We start from the raw sequence: 15,748 nt of genomic DNA, 5'->3' as shown, positions 1-15,748 counted from the left end.
CCGTTACCCGCTTCTGCGAGGAGCCGTATGACCCAGACAGCCATGAGTCCCGCCGAATTCGAGCGGGCGTTGCGCGCCAAGGGCGCCTACTACCACATCCACCATCCATTCCAGGTCGCCATGTACGAGGGTCGCTCGACCCGCGAGCAGATCCGGGGCTGGGTGGCCAATCGCTTCTACTACCAGGTGAACATTCCCCTGAAGGACGCGGCGATCCTCGCCAACTGCCCGGACCGCGAAGTCCGCCGCGAGTGGGTCCAGCGCATCCTCGACCACGATGGCGGCCCCGGCGAGGAGGGCGGCATCGAGGCCTGGCTGCGCCTCGGCGAGGCGGTCGGCCTCGATCGCGAGCAATTGCTGTCCCAGGAACTGGTGCTGCCGGGGGTGCGTTTCGCGGTGGACGCCTACGTCAACTTCGCCCGCCGCGCCAGTTGGCAGGAGGCGGCCGGCAGCTCGCTGACCGAACTGTTCGCCCCGACCATCCACCAGTCGCGCCTGGACACCTGGCCGCGGCACTACCCCTGGATCGAGGCCGGCGGCTACGACTACTTCCGCAGGCGCCTGAAGGAAGCGCGCCGCGACGTCGAGCACGGCCTGCGCATCACCCTCGCGCACTTCGCCACCCGCGAGGCCCAGGCCCGCATGCTGGAGATCCTGCAGTTCAAGCTGGACATCCTCTGGAGCATGCTCGACGCCATGAGCATGGCCTACGAACTGGACCGTCCGCCGTATCACACGGTGACCCATGAGCGGGTCTGGCACCGGGGAACGATACTGTGATGACGGGACAGGCGATTTCGGCAGGGTGGATGGCCACCCCGTGGAAAACGCGCGCAGCGATTTTCCAGCGCAGTCCACAATGCTGGAAAAGACCTTCGGTCGTTTTCCATCCTGCAGAGGGGAAATGCCCATGAGCGAAACCACCCTGAACGATATCCCCCAATTGCGCCGCGGCTTCCGCTTCCAGTGGGAGCCGGCGCAGAACTGCCACGTGCTGCTCTATCCCGAGGGCATGGTCAAGCTCAACGACAGTGCCGCGGCGATCCTCGGTCAGGTCGACGGGGACCGCAGCATCGCCGCCATCGTCGCCGCGCTGCGCGAGCGCTTTCCCGAGAGCGATGGCATCGAGGAGGACGTCCTGGAATTTCTGGAGGTGGCGCGTGAGCGCTCCTGGATCGAGCTGCACTGAGCCGGGCCCGCCGCTGTGGCTGCTGGCCGAGCTGACCTATCGCTGCCCGCTGCAGTGTCCGTACTGCTCCAATCCCCTGGACTTCGCCCGCCACGGCGCGGAGCTGTCCACCGCCGAGTGGATCGAGGTGTTCCGCCAGGCCCGCGAGCTGGGCGCCGCCCAGCTCGGCTTCTCCGGCGGCGAGCCGCTGGTGCGCCAGGACTTGAGCGAACTGATCGGCGCCGCTCGTGGCCTCGGCTACTACACCAACCTGATCACCTCCGGCATCGGCCTGAGCGAGGCGCGCATCGCCGAGTTCGCCACGGCCGGCCTCGATCATATCCAGGTCAGCTTCCAGGCCGCCGACGCGGAGCTGAACGACCTGCTGGCCGGCTCGGGCAAGGCCTTCGCCCGGAAGCTGGCCATGGCCCGTGCGGTCAAGGCCCAGGGCTACCCGATGGTGCTCAACTTCGTCACCCACCGGCACAACATCGACGCTATCGAGCGGATCATCGAGCTGTGCCTCGAATTGGAGGCGGATTACATCGAGCTGGCCACCTGCCAGTTCTACGGCTGGGCCGAGCTGAACCGCGCCGGACTCCTGCCGACCCGCGCCCAACTGGAGCGCGCCGAGCGCATCACCAACCAGTGGCGGGAGAAGCTCGCCGCGCAGGGCCATCCGTGCAAGCTGATCTTCGTCACCCCGGACTACTACGAGGAGCGTCCCAAGGCCTGCATGGGCGGCTGGGCCAGCCTGTTCCTCGACATCGCCCCGGACGGCACGGCGCTGCCCTGCCACAACGCGCGGATGCTGCCGGTGCAGTTTCCCAACGTGCGCGAGCACAGCCTGCGGCACATCTGGTACGACTCCTTCGGCTTCAACCGCTTTCGCGGCGACGACTGGCTGCCCGAGCCGTGCCGTTCCTGCGACGAGAAGGGGCGCGATTTCGGCGGCTGCCGCTGCCAGGCCTTCCTGCTCACCGGCGATGCCGAGGCGACCGATCCGGTGTGCGCCAAGTCGGCGCATCACGGTCTGATCCTCGACGCCCGCCGCCAGGCGGAAGAGGCGCCGCTCGGCCTGGAGCGGCTGGTCCATCGCAACGCCCGGACCTCGGAGATCATCTGCAGGAGTCGCTCGGAGTGAGCCGGAAAGTCCTGCCGGCGGCTTTCCGCCCGATGTCCGCTGCGTTTCGCCATCGACCCTGACTGGCCGTTTCCCGGGAGGTTCGTTCGTGCCCACGCATTCCATGCCCTACGGTTCCTGGCCCAGCCGCTGGTCGGCGGCGAATGCCGCCGCGGCCAGCCGCGATTTCGCTGGGCTGCAGGCCGGCCTCGGCGGCCTGGTCTGGCTGGAATACCGCCCGGAAGACGGGCGTTGCCGCCTGTGGCTGTGGCGGGACGGCACGACGCGCTGCCTGACCCCGGCGAGACATTCGGTGCGCAGCCGGATCTACGAATACGGCGGCGGGGCCTTCTGCATCGTCGACGATGGCGTGGCCTGGGTCGACGAGTCCGACCAGCAGGTGTACCGCACGCGCCTCGCCGAGGCTCCCGTCGCCGAGGCGCTGACCGCACAGGCCCGGCGCCGCTACGGTGACCTGCACCACGCGCCGGCCTGGAACGCCGTGCTGGCGGTCGAGGAAAGCCACGCGGCGAAGGGAGTGGCGCACCGGCTGGTCGCCCTGTCGCTGCACGACGGCGCGCGCCGGGTGCTGGCCGAGGGCGCCGATTTCTACGCCGCGCCGAAGCTGAGCGCCGACGGCCGGCGCCTGTCCTGGATCGAGTGGGAGCGTCCCGAACTGCCCTGGACGGCCACCCGCCTGTGCCTGGCCGAGGTGGCGGCGGACGGCCGGCTCGGCGAGCCCGTGACCCTGGCCGGCGGCGAGGGCGGCGAGGCGTTGCAGCAGCCCTGTTTCGCCGCCGACGGAAGCCTGTGGTGCCTCACCGACCGCGCCGGCTGGTGGCAGCCCTGGCGGGAGCAGGGCGGCCGGCTGCGGGCTGTCGAGCGGACGGACGAGCGCGCGGAGCGCAGGGGAGACGACGGCGCGGCCCTGTCCGCCGCTGTCATGGAGTGGAGCGAGCCGCGCCCGCTGGCCGCCGCCGACCATGCCCCGGCGCCCTGGCAGCAGGGCGCGGTCAGCTACCTGCCGCTGGCGGACGGCGGCCTGCTGCTCGCCCGCCAGGAGGAGGGCTGGGGATTCCTGATCGAGCGCGATGCCGCGGGCCGCGAGCGCTATCTGGCGGCGGAGTTCAGCCGCTTTCGCCAACTGGCGGCGGACGCGGACTGTTTCTACTGCATCGCCGCCTCTCCGGCGCGGCTGCCGGCGGTGCTGGCGATCGAACGGGCCGGCGGGACGCCGCGGGTGCTCGCCGGGGGCGAGGCGCCGCTGGCCGAGGCCGAGCTGTCGCGGCCGCAGTCGCTGCGCTTCGCCACGGGCGAGGGCGAGTCCGCCCAGGCGTTCTTCTATCCGCCGCGCAACGCCGCCTGCCCGGAGCCCGGGCACGGACGGCCGCCGCTGGTGGTGTTCGTCCACGGCGGACCGACTTCGGCCTGCTATCCGGTGTTCGATCCGCGCATCCAGTTCTGGACCCAGCGCGGCTTCGCCGTGGCCGATCTCAACTACCGGGGGTCCAGCGGCTTCGGGCGCGCCTGTCGGCTGCGTCTCGCCGGCGAGTGGGGACGCATCGACGTGGAGGACGCCTGCGCCCTGGTGCACGACCTGGGCGAGGCGGGGCTGGTCGACCCGGCGCGGGCCTTCGTTCGCGGCGCCAGCGCCGGCGGCTACACCGCGCTGTGCGCGCTGGCCTTCCGCGAATTGTTCCGGGGCGGCGCCAGCCTGTACGGGGTCAGCGATCCCGCGAGCCTGCGCCGGGTCACCCACAAGTTCGAGGCCGACTACCTCGACTGGCTGATCGGCGATCCGCAGCGCGACGCCGAGCGTTACCGGCAACGCACGCCGCTGCTGCACGCCGGGGAGATCGGGGCGCCGGTGATCTTCTTCCAGGGCGGCCTGGACGCGGTGGTGGTGCCGCGGCAGACCGAGGCGATGGTCGCCGCCCTGCGCGCGCACGGAGTGCCGGTCGAGTACCGGCTCTATCCCGACGAGCGCCACGGCTTCTGCCGGGCCGCCCACCTGGCCGACGCGCTGGAGCGCGAGTGGCGTTTCTACCGGCGCCTGCTGGATTGAGGCCCGGGTCCATGGGCGAGCTGCCGCCGCTCGAACAGCGCAGTCTGCGCCTGGACAATGGCGTGCGGGCGACCCTGCTGCGTGACCCGCAAGCCCGCCGCGTGGCCCTGGCCGCCGGGGTGGATGCCGGCAGCCTGCACGAGCCCGAAGCCTGGCCGGGGCTGGCGCATTTTCTCGAACACGCCCTGTTCCTCGGCAGCGCCGGCCTGGCCGGGACGGGCGCCTTCGCCGGATACGTGCACGGCGCCGGCGGGCGCTACAACGCTCGTACTCTCGGCCTCTGCACCCAGTTCTACCTGGAGATGCCGGCGCGCGAGCTGGCGCCGGCCCTCGAGCGGCTCTGCGACCTGCTGGCGCGGCCGCTGCTGTTGCCCGAGCGCTTGCTCGCCGAACGCGAGGTGCTGCACGCCGAGTACCTGGCCCGCTGCCAGGACGGCGACAGCCAGTTGCTCGGCGCGCTGGCCGGTCTGCTCGATCCGGCCCACCCGCTGGCGCGTTTCCATGCCGGTGCGCGCGACACCCTGGAGCCACGGGCGCCGGCCTTTCTCGCCGATCTGCGCGCCTGGCACGCCCGGCATTACCGGGGCGAGAACCTGTGTCTGTTGCTCTGCGGGCCGCAGTCCCTGGACGAGCTGGAGGCGCGGATTCGCGCTGGCGCCGCTTCGCTGCCGGCCGGCGCGCGCCTGCCGGCTCCCGCCTGGCCATCGCCCTGGCCGGCGGGACAGGACCCGCTGCGCCTGGAGCTGGAGCAGCCGGCGCGGCGGAGCATGAGCCTGTGGTGGATGCTGGAACATGTCGCCGGACGCGACGATCCGGCCCTGGAGCTGTTGCGCCAGGCCTTGCGGCGCGGCGATGCCGGCGGCCTGCCCGGCGCGCTGCGCGTCCGGGGCCTGGCGTGCTCGGCCCGTCTGGAGCTGCATCCGGTGGGTGCCGGGCAGGTGCTGCTGGCCCTGCATCTGGAGTTGCTGGAGGAGGGGCGTGGCCGCGAGGAGCGGATCGCCGCCCTCTGCCACGACTGGCTGGCCTGGCTACGGGCGGCGCCGGAACGGATCGGCGATCCGCTCCTGGCCGAAAACCTGTGCATCGCCCAGGCCTGGGACGAGTACGAGCAGGCGCCGCTGGAACGCGCCGCGCTCTGGCTGGAGCGCTGGCAGCGCCAGGGCGGTGTCGCTCCGCGGCTCTGGCCGCAACCGCCGGCCGCCAGTGCGCTGGCCGACTGGCTGAAGCCGTTGGCGCAGCCGCCGCTGCTCCTGCAATGTTGCCGCGATGCTCTGGCGCAGGGCGGGTTCAGCCCGCGTTTTCCTGTGCGCCATCGGGTGCTGCCGCAGGCCGGGCTATCGCCGCCGCGGCAGGCCTGGCGGCCGGCGCCGGTCAAGCCTTCGCCGCCGTTCCCGGCGCCGCTGGCCGTACGGGACTGGCCCGCGCAGTGGCGCAGCGGCGGTGCGGATTTGCTGCGTCCCGGTCAGGCGGCCTTGCTGCTGGCCTGGCAGGCCGCGCCGGGGCCGGAGGCGCAACTGGCCGGCGAACTGGCGGAACTGGCGCTAGCCGAGCGCTGGGCCGCGCTGGCCGGCGAAGCGCGGCCGTTCGGCGCCGACTGCCGGCTGTCGAGCGATGGCGGACGCCTGAGCCTGTGCCTGAGCGGGCCGCCGGCCGCGCTGCCTTCGCTGCTGACGCGCCTCCTGGCGAGTCTGCGCGAGGACGATGCGACGGGCTGGCGCGAGGCCTGGCAGCGGCGGCGCGAGACGCGGGAGCGGCAGATCCTGCTGCGTCGTCTGCTGGCGCATCCGGCCGCCCGGACGCGCATGCCGACGGTGGATGAGGATTCGCTCGCCCGGCGACTGGCGACCCTGGATGGCGCCGCTCTGGCGTCTCTGCTCGGCGGCTGGCTGGCGGGCGCCAGCCTGTGCGGCTGGCGCATGGGCGAGCTGCCCATGGCCGTACTGCCGCCGCTGCAGGGCCTCGGGCGGCCCGCCGTCGTGCCGCCGCCTCGGCAGGCGCTGGGCGGCGAGCACGCTCTGCATCTGGGCATCGCGGGTAGCGAGCGGGCGGTCCTGCTGCGTCTGCTGGCGCCAGTCGGCGACCCCTGGCTGGAGGCGGCCTGGCGCCTGCTGGCGATTCTTCTGCAAGGGCCTTTCCATCAGGCTCTGCGTATCGAGCAGGGACTCGGCTATGCGCTGTTCAGCCGCTTCGTCGACGACGGGGATGGCGCCGAACTGCAGTTCGGCGTGCAGTCGCCGCACGCTTCCGTGGAGCGTCTGCGGCAGGCGATTCGCGACTTCATCCTTGTCCGCCGGGACGGCCTCACCGATCTGGATGCGGCACATCTGGCCTCCGCTCGCCTCGCGGCGCTGGACGCCCTCGACGCAGGCAGCCGTCCGCAGCGCGTGCAGCGTGCGGTCGACGCCTGGCTCGGCGGCCGGCCGGACGACTGGCCGCAACGGCTGCACGCCGCGCTGCGGCGGCTGCGACGCGACGACCTGCTCGCCGCGTCGCGGGCGATGACGGAACCGGGTACGGGGTGGCGCTGGCTGATCTCCCGTTGAGCGGTCGGCGAGGGCGGGCGGGAGCTTGTCCGCAAGCCTTTCCCCGAGGCGAACAGCAGGTCGATGAAGAATTCATCACCGCCCACATTCAGCAGCACCTGGCGGCCGACAAAGGCAAAACCCGCCCCCAGCTCCAGCAGGAATTCGGTGACATGTTTGACCAGCGCATGTTTGATTTCCCGCTCCTGCGCTTCATCGGTGAGGCCGAGAAAGTCAAAACGATACGGGTCTTTCAGCGATTCGCGGGCAAGGTCTGACTGTGGCGCGGGCAGGCGTGTGTCAAAGTTGGTGACGGCCTGGCCATTGCGCTCCAGCAGCTTGGTTTCAATCTGCATCACCAGCACATTGCGCGACCAGTTGTGCTCGATGGCCTTGGCGGCATACCACTGGCGGGCCTCCGGGCTGGGCAGCTTGTCCAGCAACGCGAGTTGGTGGTACCAGGGCAATTGTGCAAGCACCTCTTGCACAAATGACACATCCGGCCAGGCTTGGGCAAAGGCTCGCATGTACTTGAGGTTGCGCGGGGAAAAGCCTTTCATGTCCGGGAAGGCGGTGCGCAGGTCGTGCGCCAGCCGTTCGATGACCTTGGCCCCCCAACCTTGCTCGGTTTGCCGTTGCAGGATGTCCTGACCGATCTGCCAGTAGAGCAGCACCAACTCGCGATTGATCGCACGCGCAGCCCGCTGTTGAGCTGCGTGGACGCGAGCTTTCAACTCGCCCAGCCAGTGGTCGTAGCCCTCTGGCGCAGGGTTCAGAGATACGGGCCTGTCGCTCATGCCGCCTCCCCGCTGGTAGCCTTCAGTGCGGCCAGCAGTTCGGTTTTCAGCGCCTGCTGGGCGGCCTGCAACTGGCGGGTGATCTCCTGATATTCGGCCATCAGTTCGTCCGGGTCACCGAGCTCGACGGCCACCTCATGCGGGTTCTTGCAGTCCAGGTTGTAGTTGCGGGCGACAAGGTCCTTGGCCGAGACCTTCCAGGCATGCTCGGTGGTCTTGCGCCCCTTGCGTTGCGGGCCGCCCCACCAGGCTTTCTCGCGGTTGAATTCCTCGATGGTCAGCGGCTTGGAACGGGAATAGCTCTTGTAGCCTTCCGGGTAGGGATGCTCGAAGAACCACAGGTCCTGGGTGGGGCCGCCCTTCTCGAAGAACAGGATATTGGTGGCGATGCTGGTGTAGGGGGCGAACACGCCTTTGGGCAGGCGCACGATGGTGTGCAGGTTGAACTCTTCCAGCAGTTCGCGCTTGAGCGTGGTCTTCACCCCTTCGCCGAACAGGAAACCGTCAGGCAGCACCACGGCGGCACGGCCCGTATCGTGCCTGAGCAGGTGCATGATCAACGCCATGAACAGGTCGGCGGTCTCGCGGGTCTGATGCTTGGCGAGGAAGTTCTTCTCGATGCCATCCTCTTCCATGCCACCGAACGGTGGGTTGTGGCCCTCGCAGCGATGTCATTCCCTGTGTCCATGACACTCAATCCAGCACGACCAGAAACTCGGTCGCCAGCGCGGTCGGCTGAACATCCCGGACATTGCGTTGCAGCGACACCAATCCGTAATCCGCCATCATCCGCAGGGTACGCGACAGGTTCGGCACCTTGCGGCCGCTGAGTTCAGCCAGTTCCGTCAGAGACTTGGGTTGCTTGTCATGGATCAGGCGCAGTAGGCGGCGGTTGTCGTCGGAGAGCACGGCGGCCAGCGAGGCCAGGGAGGTAAACCAGATACTTGGGGTCTCGCTTCCTTGCGGGGGTTGTCTATCTGGCTGTCGGACACCGACAATGCAGCGCTTCATGATCGTGAGTCCAAGGGAATGTTGATCTGTCGACTGTATCAGTGTGTGATAATCATCGTCGATCAAAAATGCCCCTAGTGTTATGACACAGCTAAATCTGCGTCATGCATAATGTCGGCATGGAACATTACAGAATCATCCTCAGTCCTCAAGAAAGAGCGCGGTTGCAAGAGCTGACAAGCAAAGGCAGGACCGCGGCAAGCCAAGTCATCAACGCCCTGATCCTGCTGGCCTGCGACCGCTCGCAAGACCAGGGGCCGCGCAAGACCAGTGCACAGATCGCCCAGATGCTGGGCGTGAGCCAACGCAAGATCGACAACCTCAAGCGGCGTTGCGTGCAGGAAGGTCTGGAGTCGGTGCTGGTGAGAAAGAAACCCCGGCGCGAATACGCCCGCAAGATCGACGGCGAACTCGAGGCACGCCTGATCGCCCTGAGCTGCGGACCTGCTCCCGAAGGTCATGCGCGCTGGACGCTCAAACTGCTGGCCGAGCGTGCGGTGGAGTTGGAATATGTAGACTCGCTGTCGTCGGAGACGGTGCGACGTGCCCTAAAAAAAACGAACTCAAGCCGTGGCGCAAGGTTGGCTGGGTGATCCCGCCGAAGGCCAGCGGGGAATTCGTGGCGGCCATGGAGCAGGTGCTGGATGTCTACAGTCGACCCTATGACGAAGGCCATCCGGTGGTCTGCATGGACGAAACGCCGCGGCAACTGATCCGCCAGGTGCGCGAGCCCCTCGAGGCGGTACCGGGGCATCCCGGGCGCGATACGAGTACGAGCGCGCTGGCACCTGCAACGTCTTCGTAGCCTGTGAGCCGCTGGCCGGGCGGCGCATCGCCAAGGTCACCGAGTACAAGAAAAGGCAGGACTGGGCGCTGTTCCTGCAGGACATCGCCCAAGCCTGGTCCGGGGCCGAGCGCATCACGCTGGTGATGGACAACCTCAACACCCACAGTGCCGCCTCGTTGTACGAGACCTTTATGCCCGAGCAGGCCAAGGCCCTGAGAGATCGCTTCGAGTTCGTCTACACCCCCAAGCATGGCAGTTGGCTGAACATGGCCGAAATCGAGATCAACGTACTCGCCGGCCAGTGCCTGGACAGGCGCATCGACTCCCTCGAGCGGATGCGCAAGGAGGTCGCCGCATGGCAGCAATGCCGCAACCAGCTCGATGCCAAGATCAACTGGCAGTTCACCACCCAGGATGCGAGGGTCAAGCTACGCAGCCTATATCCGCAGATTGAAGTGTGTTGAGATACTAGGGTATGAGCGACATCGATTCTTTGTCGAAAACGGGGTAATGCACGGCGTTATTACCCTCTTTGGGCTGACCGTTACCTGCATTAGCACCGTCAGCATCAACCTTAAGATGCCGCTCGGCCTATTTGCTCAATGACCATCAGAAAGTCGCCTTTCAGTCGATGCCGCTCCTGGTTGCATCGTGATGCCCTACTTCATTGCAAGGAAACGCGCTTACTACTTGCTCGGATTTTTACCCGCTGCGTCTAGATAACGCACCCAAGCCTGTTGCAGCGACCTTCTCTGATATCGCATCGGGCCTGAATCCATTCTCATTGGCCCCGGTAGAGAAGGTTGTACGCCAACAATGCGGCGTCGTTCCCCGTCCCAGGTTCATGTCGCGTATGAACGGGTGAGCCGGTTGCGGGGGGAGAAATACCCTCTGCGGTTGAACACGACTACCCCAACGCTACTCCCCGAATTTTTTAGACCTCGATGAACAATAGGAACGCTCAGCAAACTATATTGTTTGGCAAGCCCTTGATTTCAAAAGGCCCGCCCAATCCACCAAGCGCTACTGAACGCTCCTGAGTTCCGAAAAAACCGTCAGACGTTGAAGCGGAAATGCATCACGTCGCCGTCCTTGACGATGTAGTCCTTGCCTTCCAGGCGCCATTTGCCTGCTTCCTTGGCGCCGGCTTCGCCCTTGTACTGGATGAAGTCGTCGTAGGCGATGACCTCGGCGCGGATGAAGCCCTTCTCGAAGTCGGTGTGGATCACCGCGGCGGCCTGCGGCGCGGTGGCGCCGATCTTGACGGTCCAGGCGCGCACTTCCTTGACCCCGGCGGTGAAGTAGGTCTGCAGGTTGAGGAGCTGGTAGCCGGCGCGGATCACGCGGTTCAGGCCGGGTTCTTCCATGCCCATGGACTCGAGGAACATCTGCTTTTCCTCGTCGTCGTCGAGTTCGGCGATCTCCGCCTCGATCTTGTTGCAGACCGGCACCACGATGGCGCCTTCTTCCTCGGCGATGGCCCTGACCACGTCGAGGTGGGGGTTGTTCTCGAAGCCGTCCTCGGCGACGTTGGCGATGTACATCACCGGCTTGCTGGTGAGCAGGTGGAAGCCGCGAACGATGCGCTTCTGCTCGTCGTCCATGCCCCTCATCAGCGAGCGGGCCGGCTTGCCTTCGCTGAAGTGCGGAATCAGCTTTTCCAGCAGGGACTTTTGCGCCAAGGCTTCCTTGTCGCCGCCCTTGGCGCTGCGCACGACCTTCTGCAACTGCTTCTCGCAGCTGTCGAGGTCGGCGAAGATCAGTTCGAGGTCGATGATCTCGATGTCGCGCTTGGGATCGACCGAGTTGGAGACGTGGATGACGTTGTCGTCCTCGAAGCAGCGCACCACGTGGGCGATGGCGTCGGTCTCGCGGATGTTGGCCAGGAACTTGTTGCCCAGGCCCTCGCCCTTGGAGGCGCCCGCCACCAGGCCGGCGATGTCGACGAACTCCATGGTGGTCGGCAGCACGCGCTCGGGCTTGACGATGGCGGCGAGGGCGTCCAGGCGCGGATCGGGCATCGGCACTATGCCGCTGTTCGGCTCGATGGTGCAGAAGGGGAAGTTCTCGGCGGCGATGCCGGACTTGGTGAGGGCGTTGAACAGGGTGGACTTGCCGACGTTGGGCAGGCCGACGATGCCGCAGTTGAATCCCATGGTGTGTCCCTCGCAGAGCTGGAGTCGGTGGAAAAGGGTGGCTCAGGCTTTCCTGCTGTGCAGCTGCTGCATGGCGCGGGTCCAGTTGCCGTCGAGCATGTCCGGCAGCACGTCGAGGGCGAAGTCGATGCAGGCCTCGAGCTTTTCCTGTTCGCTGCGCGGAGCCCGGCCGAGCACGAAGCCGGAGACGAGATTCTTGTCGCCGGGATGGCCGATGCCGAGTCGCAGGCGATAGAAGGAGTTCTGGTTGCCGAACTGGGCGATGATGTCGCGTAGCCCGTTGTGCCCGCCATGGCCGCCGCCCTGCTTGAGCCTGGCGGTGCCGGGGGGCATGTCGAGTTCGTCGTGGGCCACCAGGATGGCCGCCGGCGGGATGCGGAAGAAGTTCGCCAGCGCCGCCACGGACTGGCCGCTGCGGTTCATGTAGGTGGTGGGGATGAGCAGACGAACGTCGCGGCCCTGATGGCTGAACTTGCCGACCAGGCCGAAATACTTCTTGTCGGCGCTGAGGCGGACACCCTTGGCGGATGCCACGCGCTCGACGAAAAGGGCCCCTGCATTGTGCCGGGTCTGTTCGTATTCCGGGCCGGGATTTCCCAGGCCGACGATCAGTTGCACGGCGGTCATGCAGGGGCCCTCCAGTGGCTCCGAGGGATTACTCGGCGCCTTCTTCCTTCACGCGGGAGGCGTGGATGTTGGCCACGGCCAGGTCGTTGCCATGGGCCAGGGCCACCAGCTCGACGCCTGCCGGCACGCTCAGGTTGGACAGGTGGACGATCTGGCCGACTTCGACCTGGGCCAGGTCGACTTCGATGAACTCCGGCAGGTCTTTCGGCAGGCAGGACACTTCCACTTCGCTGATCACGTGGGAGACTTCGCCACCCTGCTGCTTCACGCCGACCGAGGTCTCGGCGTTGACGAAGTGCAGCGGCACCACGGCGCTCAGCTTGTGGTCGGCGACCACGCGCAGGAAGTCGGCGTGCATCACCGCGGCCTTGGACGGGTGGCGCTGCAGGGCCTTGATCAGCACGGTCTCGGTGGCGCCGGCGATGTTCAGGGTGATCACGTGGCTGAAGGCGGCCTCGTCCTCGATCAGCTTGGTGATGTCCTTGGCCAGGATGCTGATGGACTGGGGCTCCTTGTCGCCGCCGTAGATCACGGCGGGAACCTGGGCGGCGTTACGACGCAGGCGGCGGCTCGCACCTTTCCCCAAGTCGGAACGCACTTCGGCATTCAGGGCAAAATCGGTCATTGCGTTTCTCCAGAATGACAGCGTCGCCCGCACGCTTGCGACCAGCGTCCGGGCGATGGCTGAAGGCCCCGCGCGGGGCGGGGCGGTGGTATCGGCGCCGGTTCCTAGCGGAACATGGCGCTGATGGATTCTTCGTTGCTGATACGCCGCACCGCCTCGGCCACCACCGGGGCGATGTCCAACTGGCGGATGCGCGGACAGGCCTGGGCCGCGGCGGACAGCGGAATGGTATTGGTCACCACCAGTTCGTCCATCACCGAGTTCTCGAGGTTCTCGATGGCGCGGCCGGACAGCACCGGATGGGTGCAGTAGGCGTAGACTTTGGCGGCGCCGTGCTCCTTGAGCGCCTTGGCCGCGTGGCACAGGGTGCCGGCGGTGTCGACCATGTCGTCGACCAGGATGCAGGTGCGGCCTTCCACGTCGCCGATGATGTGCATGACTTCCGACTGGTTGGCCTTTGGCCGGCGCTTGTCGATGATGGCCAGATCCACACCCAGGGACTTGGCGACGGCGCGGGCGCGTACCACGCCGCCGATGTCCGGGGAGACGATCATCAGGTTGTCGAAGCGCTGGGCGTGGATGTCGTCGACCAGTACCGGCGAGCCGTAGATGTTGTCCACGGGGATGTCGAAGAAGCCCTGGATCTGGTCGGCGTGCAGGTCGACGGTGAGTACGCGGTTGATGCCGACCACGTCGAGCATGTCGGCCACCACCTTGGCGCTGATCGCCACGCGGGCGGAGCGTGGGCGGCGATCCTGGCGGGCATAGCCGAAGTAGGGGACGACCGCGGTGATCCGCGAGGCGGAGGAGCGACGGAAGGCGTCGGCCATCACCACCAGTTCCATGAGGTTGTCGTTGGTCGGTGCGCAAGTCGGTTGGATCAGGAAGACATCCTTGCCGCGGACGTTCTCGTTGATCTCGACGCTGATTTCTCCATCGGAGAACTTGCCCACGTAGGCGTCGCCGAGGGGAATATGCAGCTGACGTACGACGCGACGCGCCAGATCGGGGTTGGCGTTCCCCGTGAAGACCATCATCTTGGACACGCGCAGTACCTGCCGGCTGAGGGTGGACCCGATGAAATTAAAAAGCTGCTCAAAAAGGCGGCTCGAGGGCGGCGTTTTTGAACAGCTTCCTGGAATATGGCAGGGGCGGCTGGATTCGAACCAACGCATGGCAGGATCAAAACCTGCTGCCTTACCGCTTGGCGACGCCCCTGTGGCGTTACATCCCGGAATGCCCGGTCGATGCGTGCGAACCCTCTGGAATATGGCAGGGGCGGCTGGATTCGAACCAACGCATGGCAGGATCAAAACCTGCTGCCTTACCGCTTGGCGACGCCCCTGCGACACACGATCATCGAATGCTAGGCATTCACTCCCTGCACCAGCGTCTCTAGCCTGCGGTGCAACATCGATATGTTGCGCCCCTGGGCGACGAAACCCGGCATGGTCACTGGAAGTTGGCGGGCGACTTTATCAGCATCGCCCCGATTTGGGAAGCTCCCAAATACGCAAGCCCCAGTTCCGGTCATTCTGGCCGGAACGAATTTGTTCAGCCAGTTCAAGGCGTTACGTACTTCCGGATAACGCCTTTCGACGACTGCCTGGCAGTCGTTACGACCTTCCCCTGCAAGGAGGCTGCGAACTGTAATGGCCGGTGTATTACGTGTCAACTCCGGGTCGGCAAAAATTTCTGCTGTGCTGACAGTGACTTGCGGTGCCACGACGAGGAACCAGGGTTCCTCCAGCTCGACCGGTCGCAGGCGTTCGCCGACCCCTTCGGCGAACGCGGCGCGGCCGCGCACGAAGACCGGCACATCGGCGCCCAGGGCGAGACCCAGCGCGGCCAGGCGTTCCTCGTCCCAACCCAGTCCCCAGAGGCGGTCGAGGCCGAGCAGGGTGGTCGCCGCGTCCGAACTGCCGCCACCGATGCCGCCGCCCATCGGCAGGCGCTTGTCCAGCCAGATGTCGGCGCCCAGCCGGCAGCCGCTTTGCCGCTGCAACTGGCGGGCGGCGCGGACGATCAGGTTGCCGTCGTGGGGCACGCCGGGGATCTCCGTATGCAGGCGGATCGCGCCGTCCTCGCGCACGGCGAAGCCCAGTTCGTCGCCGTGGTCGAGGAATTGGAACAGGGTCTGCAACTCGTGGTAGCCGTCGGCGCGGCGACCGAGGATGTGCAGCATCAGGTTGAGCTTGGCCGGTGCCGGCAGGATCAGTTGTGCATGTCGCATGGCGTTCAGAGTCCCAGCCGGCGCGGTTGCCAGTCCTTGATCACCAGGGTGACGACCAGGTCCTGGCCGTACAGCTTCAGGCGTTCGGGCAGCCAGAAACCGTTCTGTTCGACGTAGCGCTGGTATTCGACCTGCCAGCCGTCCTGGCTCAGCCGGGCCAGGTGGCTGTCGCCGTCGAGGGTGAGCTGGCTGCGGCTGCCGGGCGCCGGCAGGCCGCGTACCCACCAGAGCAGGTGGGAAACCGGCAGGCGCCAGCCGAGTTGCTGTTCGAGCAGGGCTTCCGGCGACTCGGCCCGATAGCGTCCCTGGCCGGCGACCTCCAGTTCGATACCGCCGGGACGCCCGGTCAGGCGCGTCGCGCCGCGGCCGAGCGGACCGGACAGGCGGATGTCGTAGTAGTCCTGGCGTTGCAGCCAGAACAGGGTGCCGCTGGCGGATTCGCGAGGGGCCTTGATGCCGACCTTGCCGCTGATCTGCCAGGCGTCGAGGGTGCCGATCTCGCGCTTGTGCGCCCGCCAGCGGTCGGGATCGCCCTGGCCCTCGAGGGCTTCCCGGGAGGTCAGGCCGGCGCAGCCGGCGAGCAGGGCGAGCAGGGCGAGCGGCAGGATGTGGCGAAGAGACGGGATGGACATGG

Annotated in this window: 12 protein-coding genes, 2 tRNA genes and 3 pseudogenes; 6 read left to right on the top strand and 11 right to left on the bottom strand. The window is 67.1% G+C overall.

What is annotated here, in order from left to right; translation table 11 throughout:
* Positions 1-27 precede the first annotated feature (27 nt).
* The 5 genes from pqqC (at position 28) to pqqF (ending at position 6,899) form a co-directional block, all read left to right on the top strand.
* Positions 28-780: a pyrroloquinoline-quinone synthase PqqC gene (pqqC, locus tag AVCA_RS18960; RefSeq protein WP_012702668.1), complete on the top strand. Its 753-nt coding sequence runs from the start codon at positions 28-30 to the stop codon at positions 778-780.
* 130 nt (positions 781-910) lie between these two features.
* Positions 911-1,189 carry a pyrroloquinoline quinone biosynthesis peptide chaperone PqqD gene (gene pqqD, locus AVCA_RS18955; RefSeq protein ID WP_012702667.1) on the top strand — a complete coding sequence of 93 codons (279 nt, stop codon included), beginning with the start codon at positions 911-913 and terminating at the stop codon, positions 1,187-1,189.
* Complete coding sequence (gene pqqE / locus AVCA_RS18950; protein ID WP_012702666.1) at positions 1,161-2,312, top strand: pyrroloquinoline quinone biosynthesis protein PqqE; 1,152 nt, start codon at positions 1,161-1,163, stop codon at positions 2,310-2,312. Before pqqD ends, pqqE begins: the two co-directional genes overlap by 29 nt.
* A 103-nt stretch (positions 2,313-2,415) precedes the next feature.
* Positions 2,416-4,356: an alpha/beta hydrolase family protein gene (locus tag AVCA_RS18945; protein ID WP_175556010.1), complete on the top strand. Its 1,941-nt coding sequence runs from the start codon at positions 2,416-2,418 to the stop codon at positions 4,354-4,356.
* Between the two features lie 11 nt (positions 4,357-4,367).
* Positions 4,368-6,899 (top strand): pyrroloquinoline quinone biosynthesis protein PqqF, encoded by a 2,532-nt coding sequence (gene pqqF / locus AVCA_RS18940; RefSeq protein WP_012702663.1) that lies wholly within the window; start codon positions 4,368-4,370, stop codon positions 6,897-6,899.
* 50 nt (positions 6,900-6,949) lie between these two features.
* Here pqqF and AVCA_RS25440 read toward each other — a convergent pair.
* The 3 genes and pseudogenes from AVCA_RS25440 to AVCA_RS18925 all read right to left on the bottom strand — a co-directional run.
* Positions 6,950-7,675, bottom strand: a pseudogene (locus tag AVCA_RS25440) (PDDEXK nuclease domain-containing protein); the annotation flags it as partial.
* Positions 7,672-8,316: pseudogene (locus tag AVCA_RS18930) on the bottom strand (N-6 DNA methylase); the annotation flags it as partial. The pseudogenes AVCA_RS25440 and AVCA_RS18930, both read right to left, overlap by 4 nt.
* Before the next feature lie 52 nt (positions 8,317-8,368).
* A complete protein-coding gene (locus tag AVCA_RS18925) occupies positions 8,369-8,686 on the bottom strand; it encodes an HVO_A0114 family putative DNA-binding protein (protein ID WP_012702661.1) in 318 nt (105 codons plus the stop codon).
* Between the two features lie 119 nt (positions 8,687-8,805).
* Here AVCA_RS18925 and AVCA_RS26180 point away from each other — a divergent pair.
* Positions 8,806-9,937 (top strand): annotated as a pseudogene (locus AVCA_RS26180) (IS630 family transposase).
* Between the two features lie 591 nt (positions 9,938-10,528).
* On the opposite strand, the gene ychF reads toward AVCA_RS26180, so the two are convergent.
* From ychF to lolB, 8 genes are all read right to left on the bottom strand, one after another.
* Entirely contained in the window at positions 10,529-11,629 is a 1,101-nt protein-coding gene (gene ychF, locus AVCA_RS18910; RefSeq protein WP_012702660.1) for a redox-regulated ATPase YchF, read from the bottom strand.
* A gap of 42 nt (positions 11,630-11,671) precedes the next feature.
* Complete coding sequence (gene pth, locus AVCA_RS18905; protein ID WP_012702659.1) at positions 11,672-12,256, bottom strand: aminoacyl-tRNA hydrolase; 585 nt, start codon at positions 12,254-12,256, stop codon at positions 11,672-11,674.
* A gap of 28 nt (positions 12,257-12,284) precedes the next feature.
* Complete coding sequence (locus AVCA_RS18900; protein ID WP_012702658.1) at positions 12,285-12,881, bottom strand: 50S ribosomal protein L25/general stress protein Ctc; 597 nt, start codon at positions 12,879-12,881, stop codon at positions 12,285-12,287.
* A 104-nt stretch (positions 12,882-12,985) separates the two neighbouring features.
* On the bottom strand, positions 12,986-13,927 hold the full coding sequence (locus AVCA_RS18895; protein WP_012702657.1) for a ribose-phosphate pyrophosphokinase: 942 nt from the start codon (positions 13,925-13,927) through the stop codon (positions 12,986-12,988).
* Positions 13,928-14,024: 97 nt separating this feature from the next.
* Positions 14,025-14,099, bottom strand: a tRNA-Gln gene (locus AVCA_RS18890).
* Positions 14,100-14,151: 52 nt separating this feature from the next.
* A tRNA-Gln gene (locus AVCA_RS18885) sits at positions 14,152-14,226 on the bottom strand.
* 21 nt (positions 14,227-14,247) lie between these two features.
* Positions 14,248-15,114 (bottom strand): 4-(cytidine 5'-diphospho)-2-C-methyl-D-erythritol kinase, encoded by an 867-nt coding sequence (ispE, locus tag AVCA_RS18880; RefSeq protein ID WP_012702656.1) that lies wholly within the window; start codon positions 15,112-15,114, stop codon positions 14,248-14,250.
* A 5-nt stretch (positions 15,115-15,119) separates the two neighbouring features.
* Positions 15,120-15,746 (bottom strand): lipoprotein insertase outer membrane protein LolB, encoded by a 627-nt coding sequence (gene lolB, locus AVCA_RS18875; protein WP_012702655.1) that lies wholly within the window; start codon positions 15,744-15,746, stop codon positions 15,120-15,122.
* Positions 15,747-15,748: the final 2 nt, after the last annotated feature.

This window comes from Azotobacter vinelandii CA, assembly GCF_000380335.1.
Lineage (GTDB): Bacteria > Pseudomonadota > Gammaproteobacteria > Pseudomonadales > Pseudomonadaceae > Azotobacter > Azotobacter vinelandii.
This window is presented reverse-complemented; position numbering and strand designations above follow the sequence as displayed.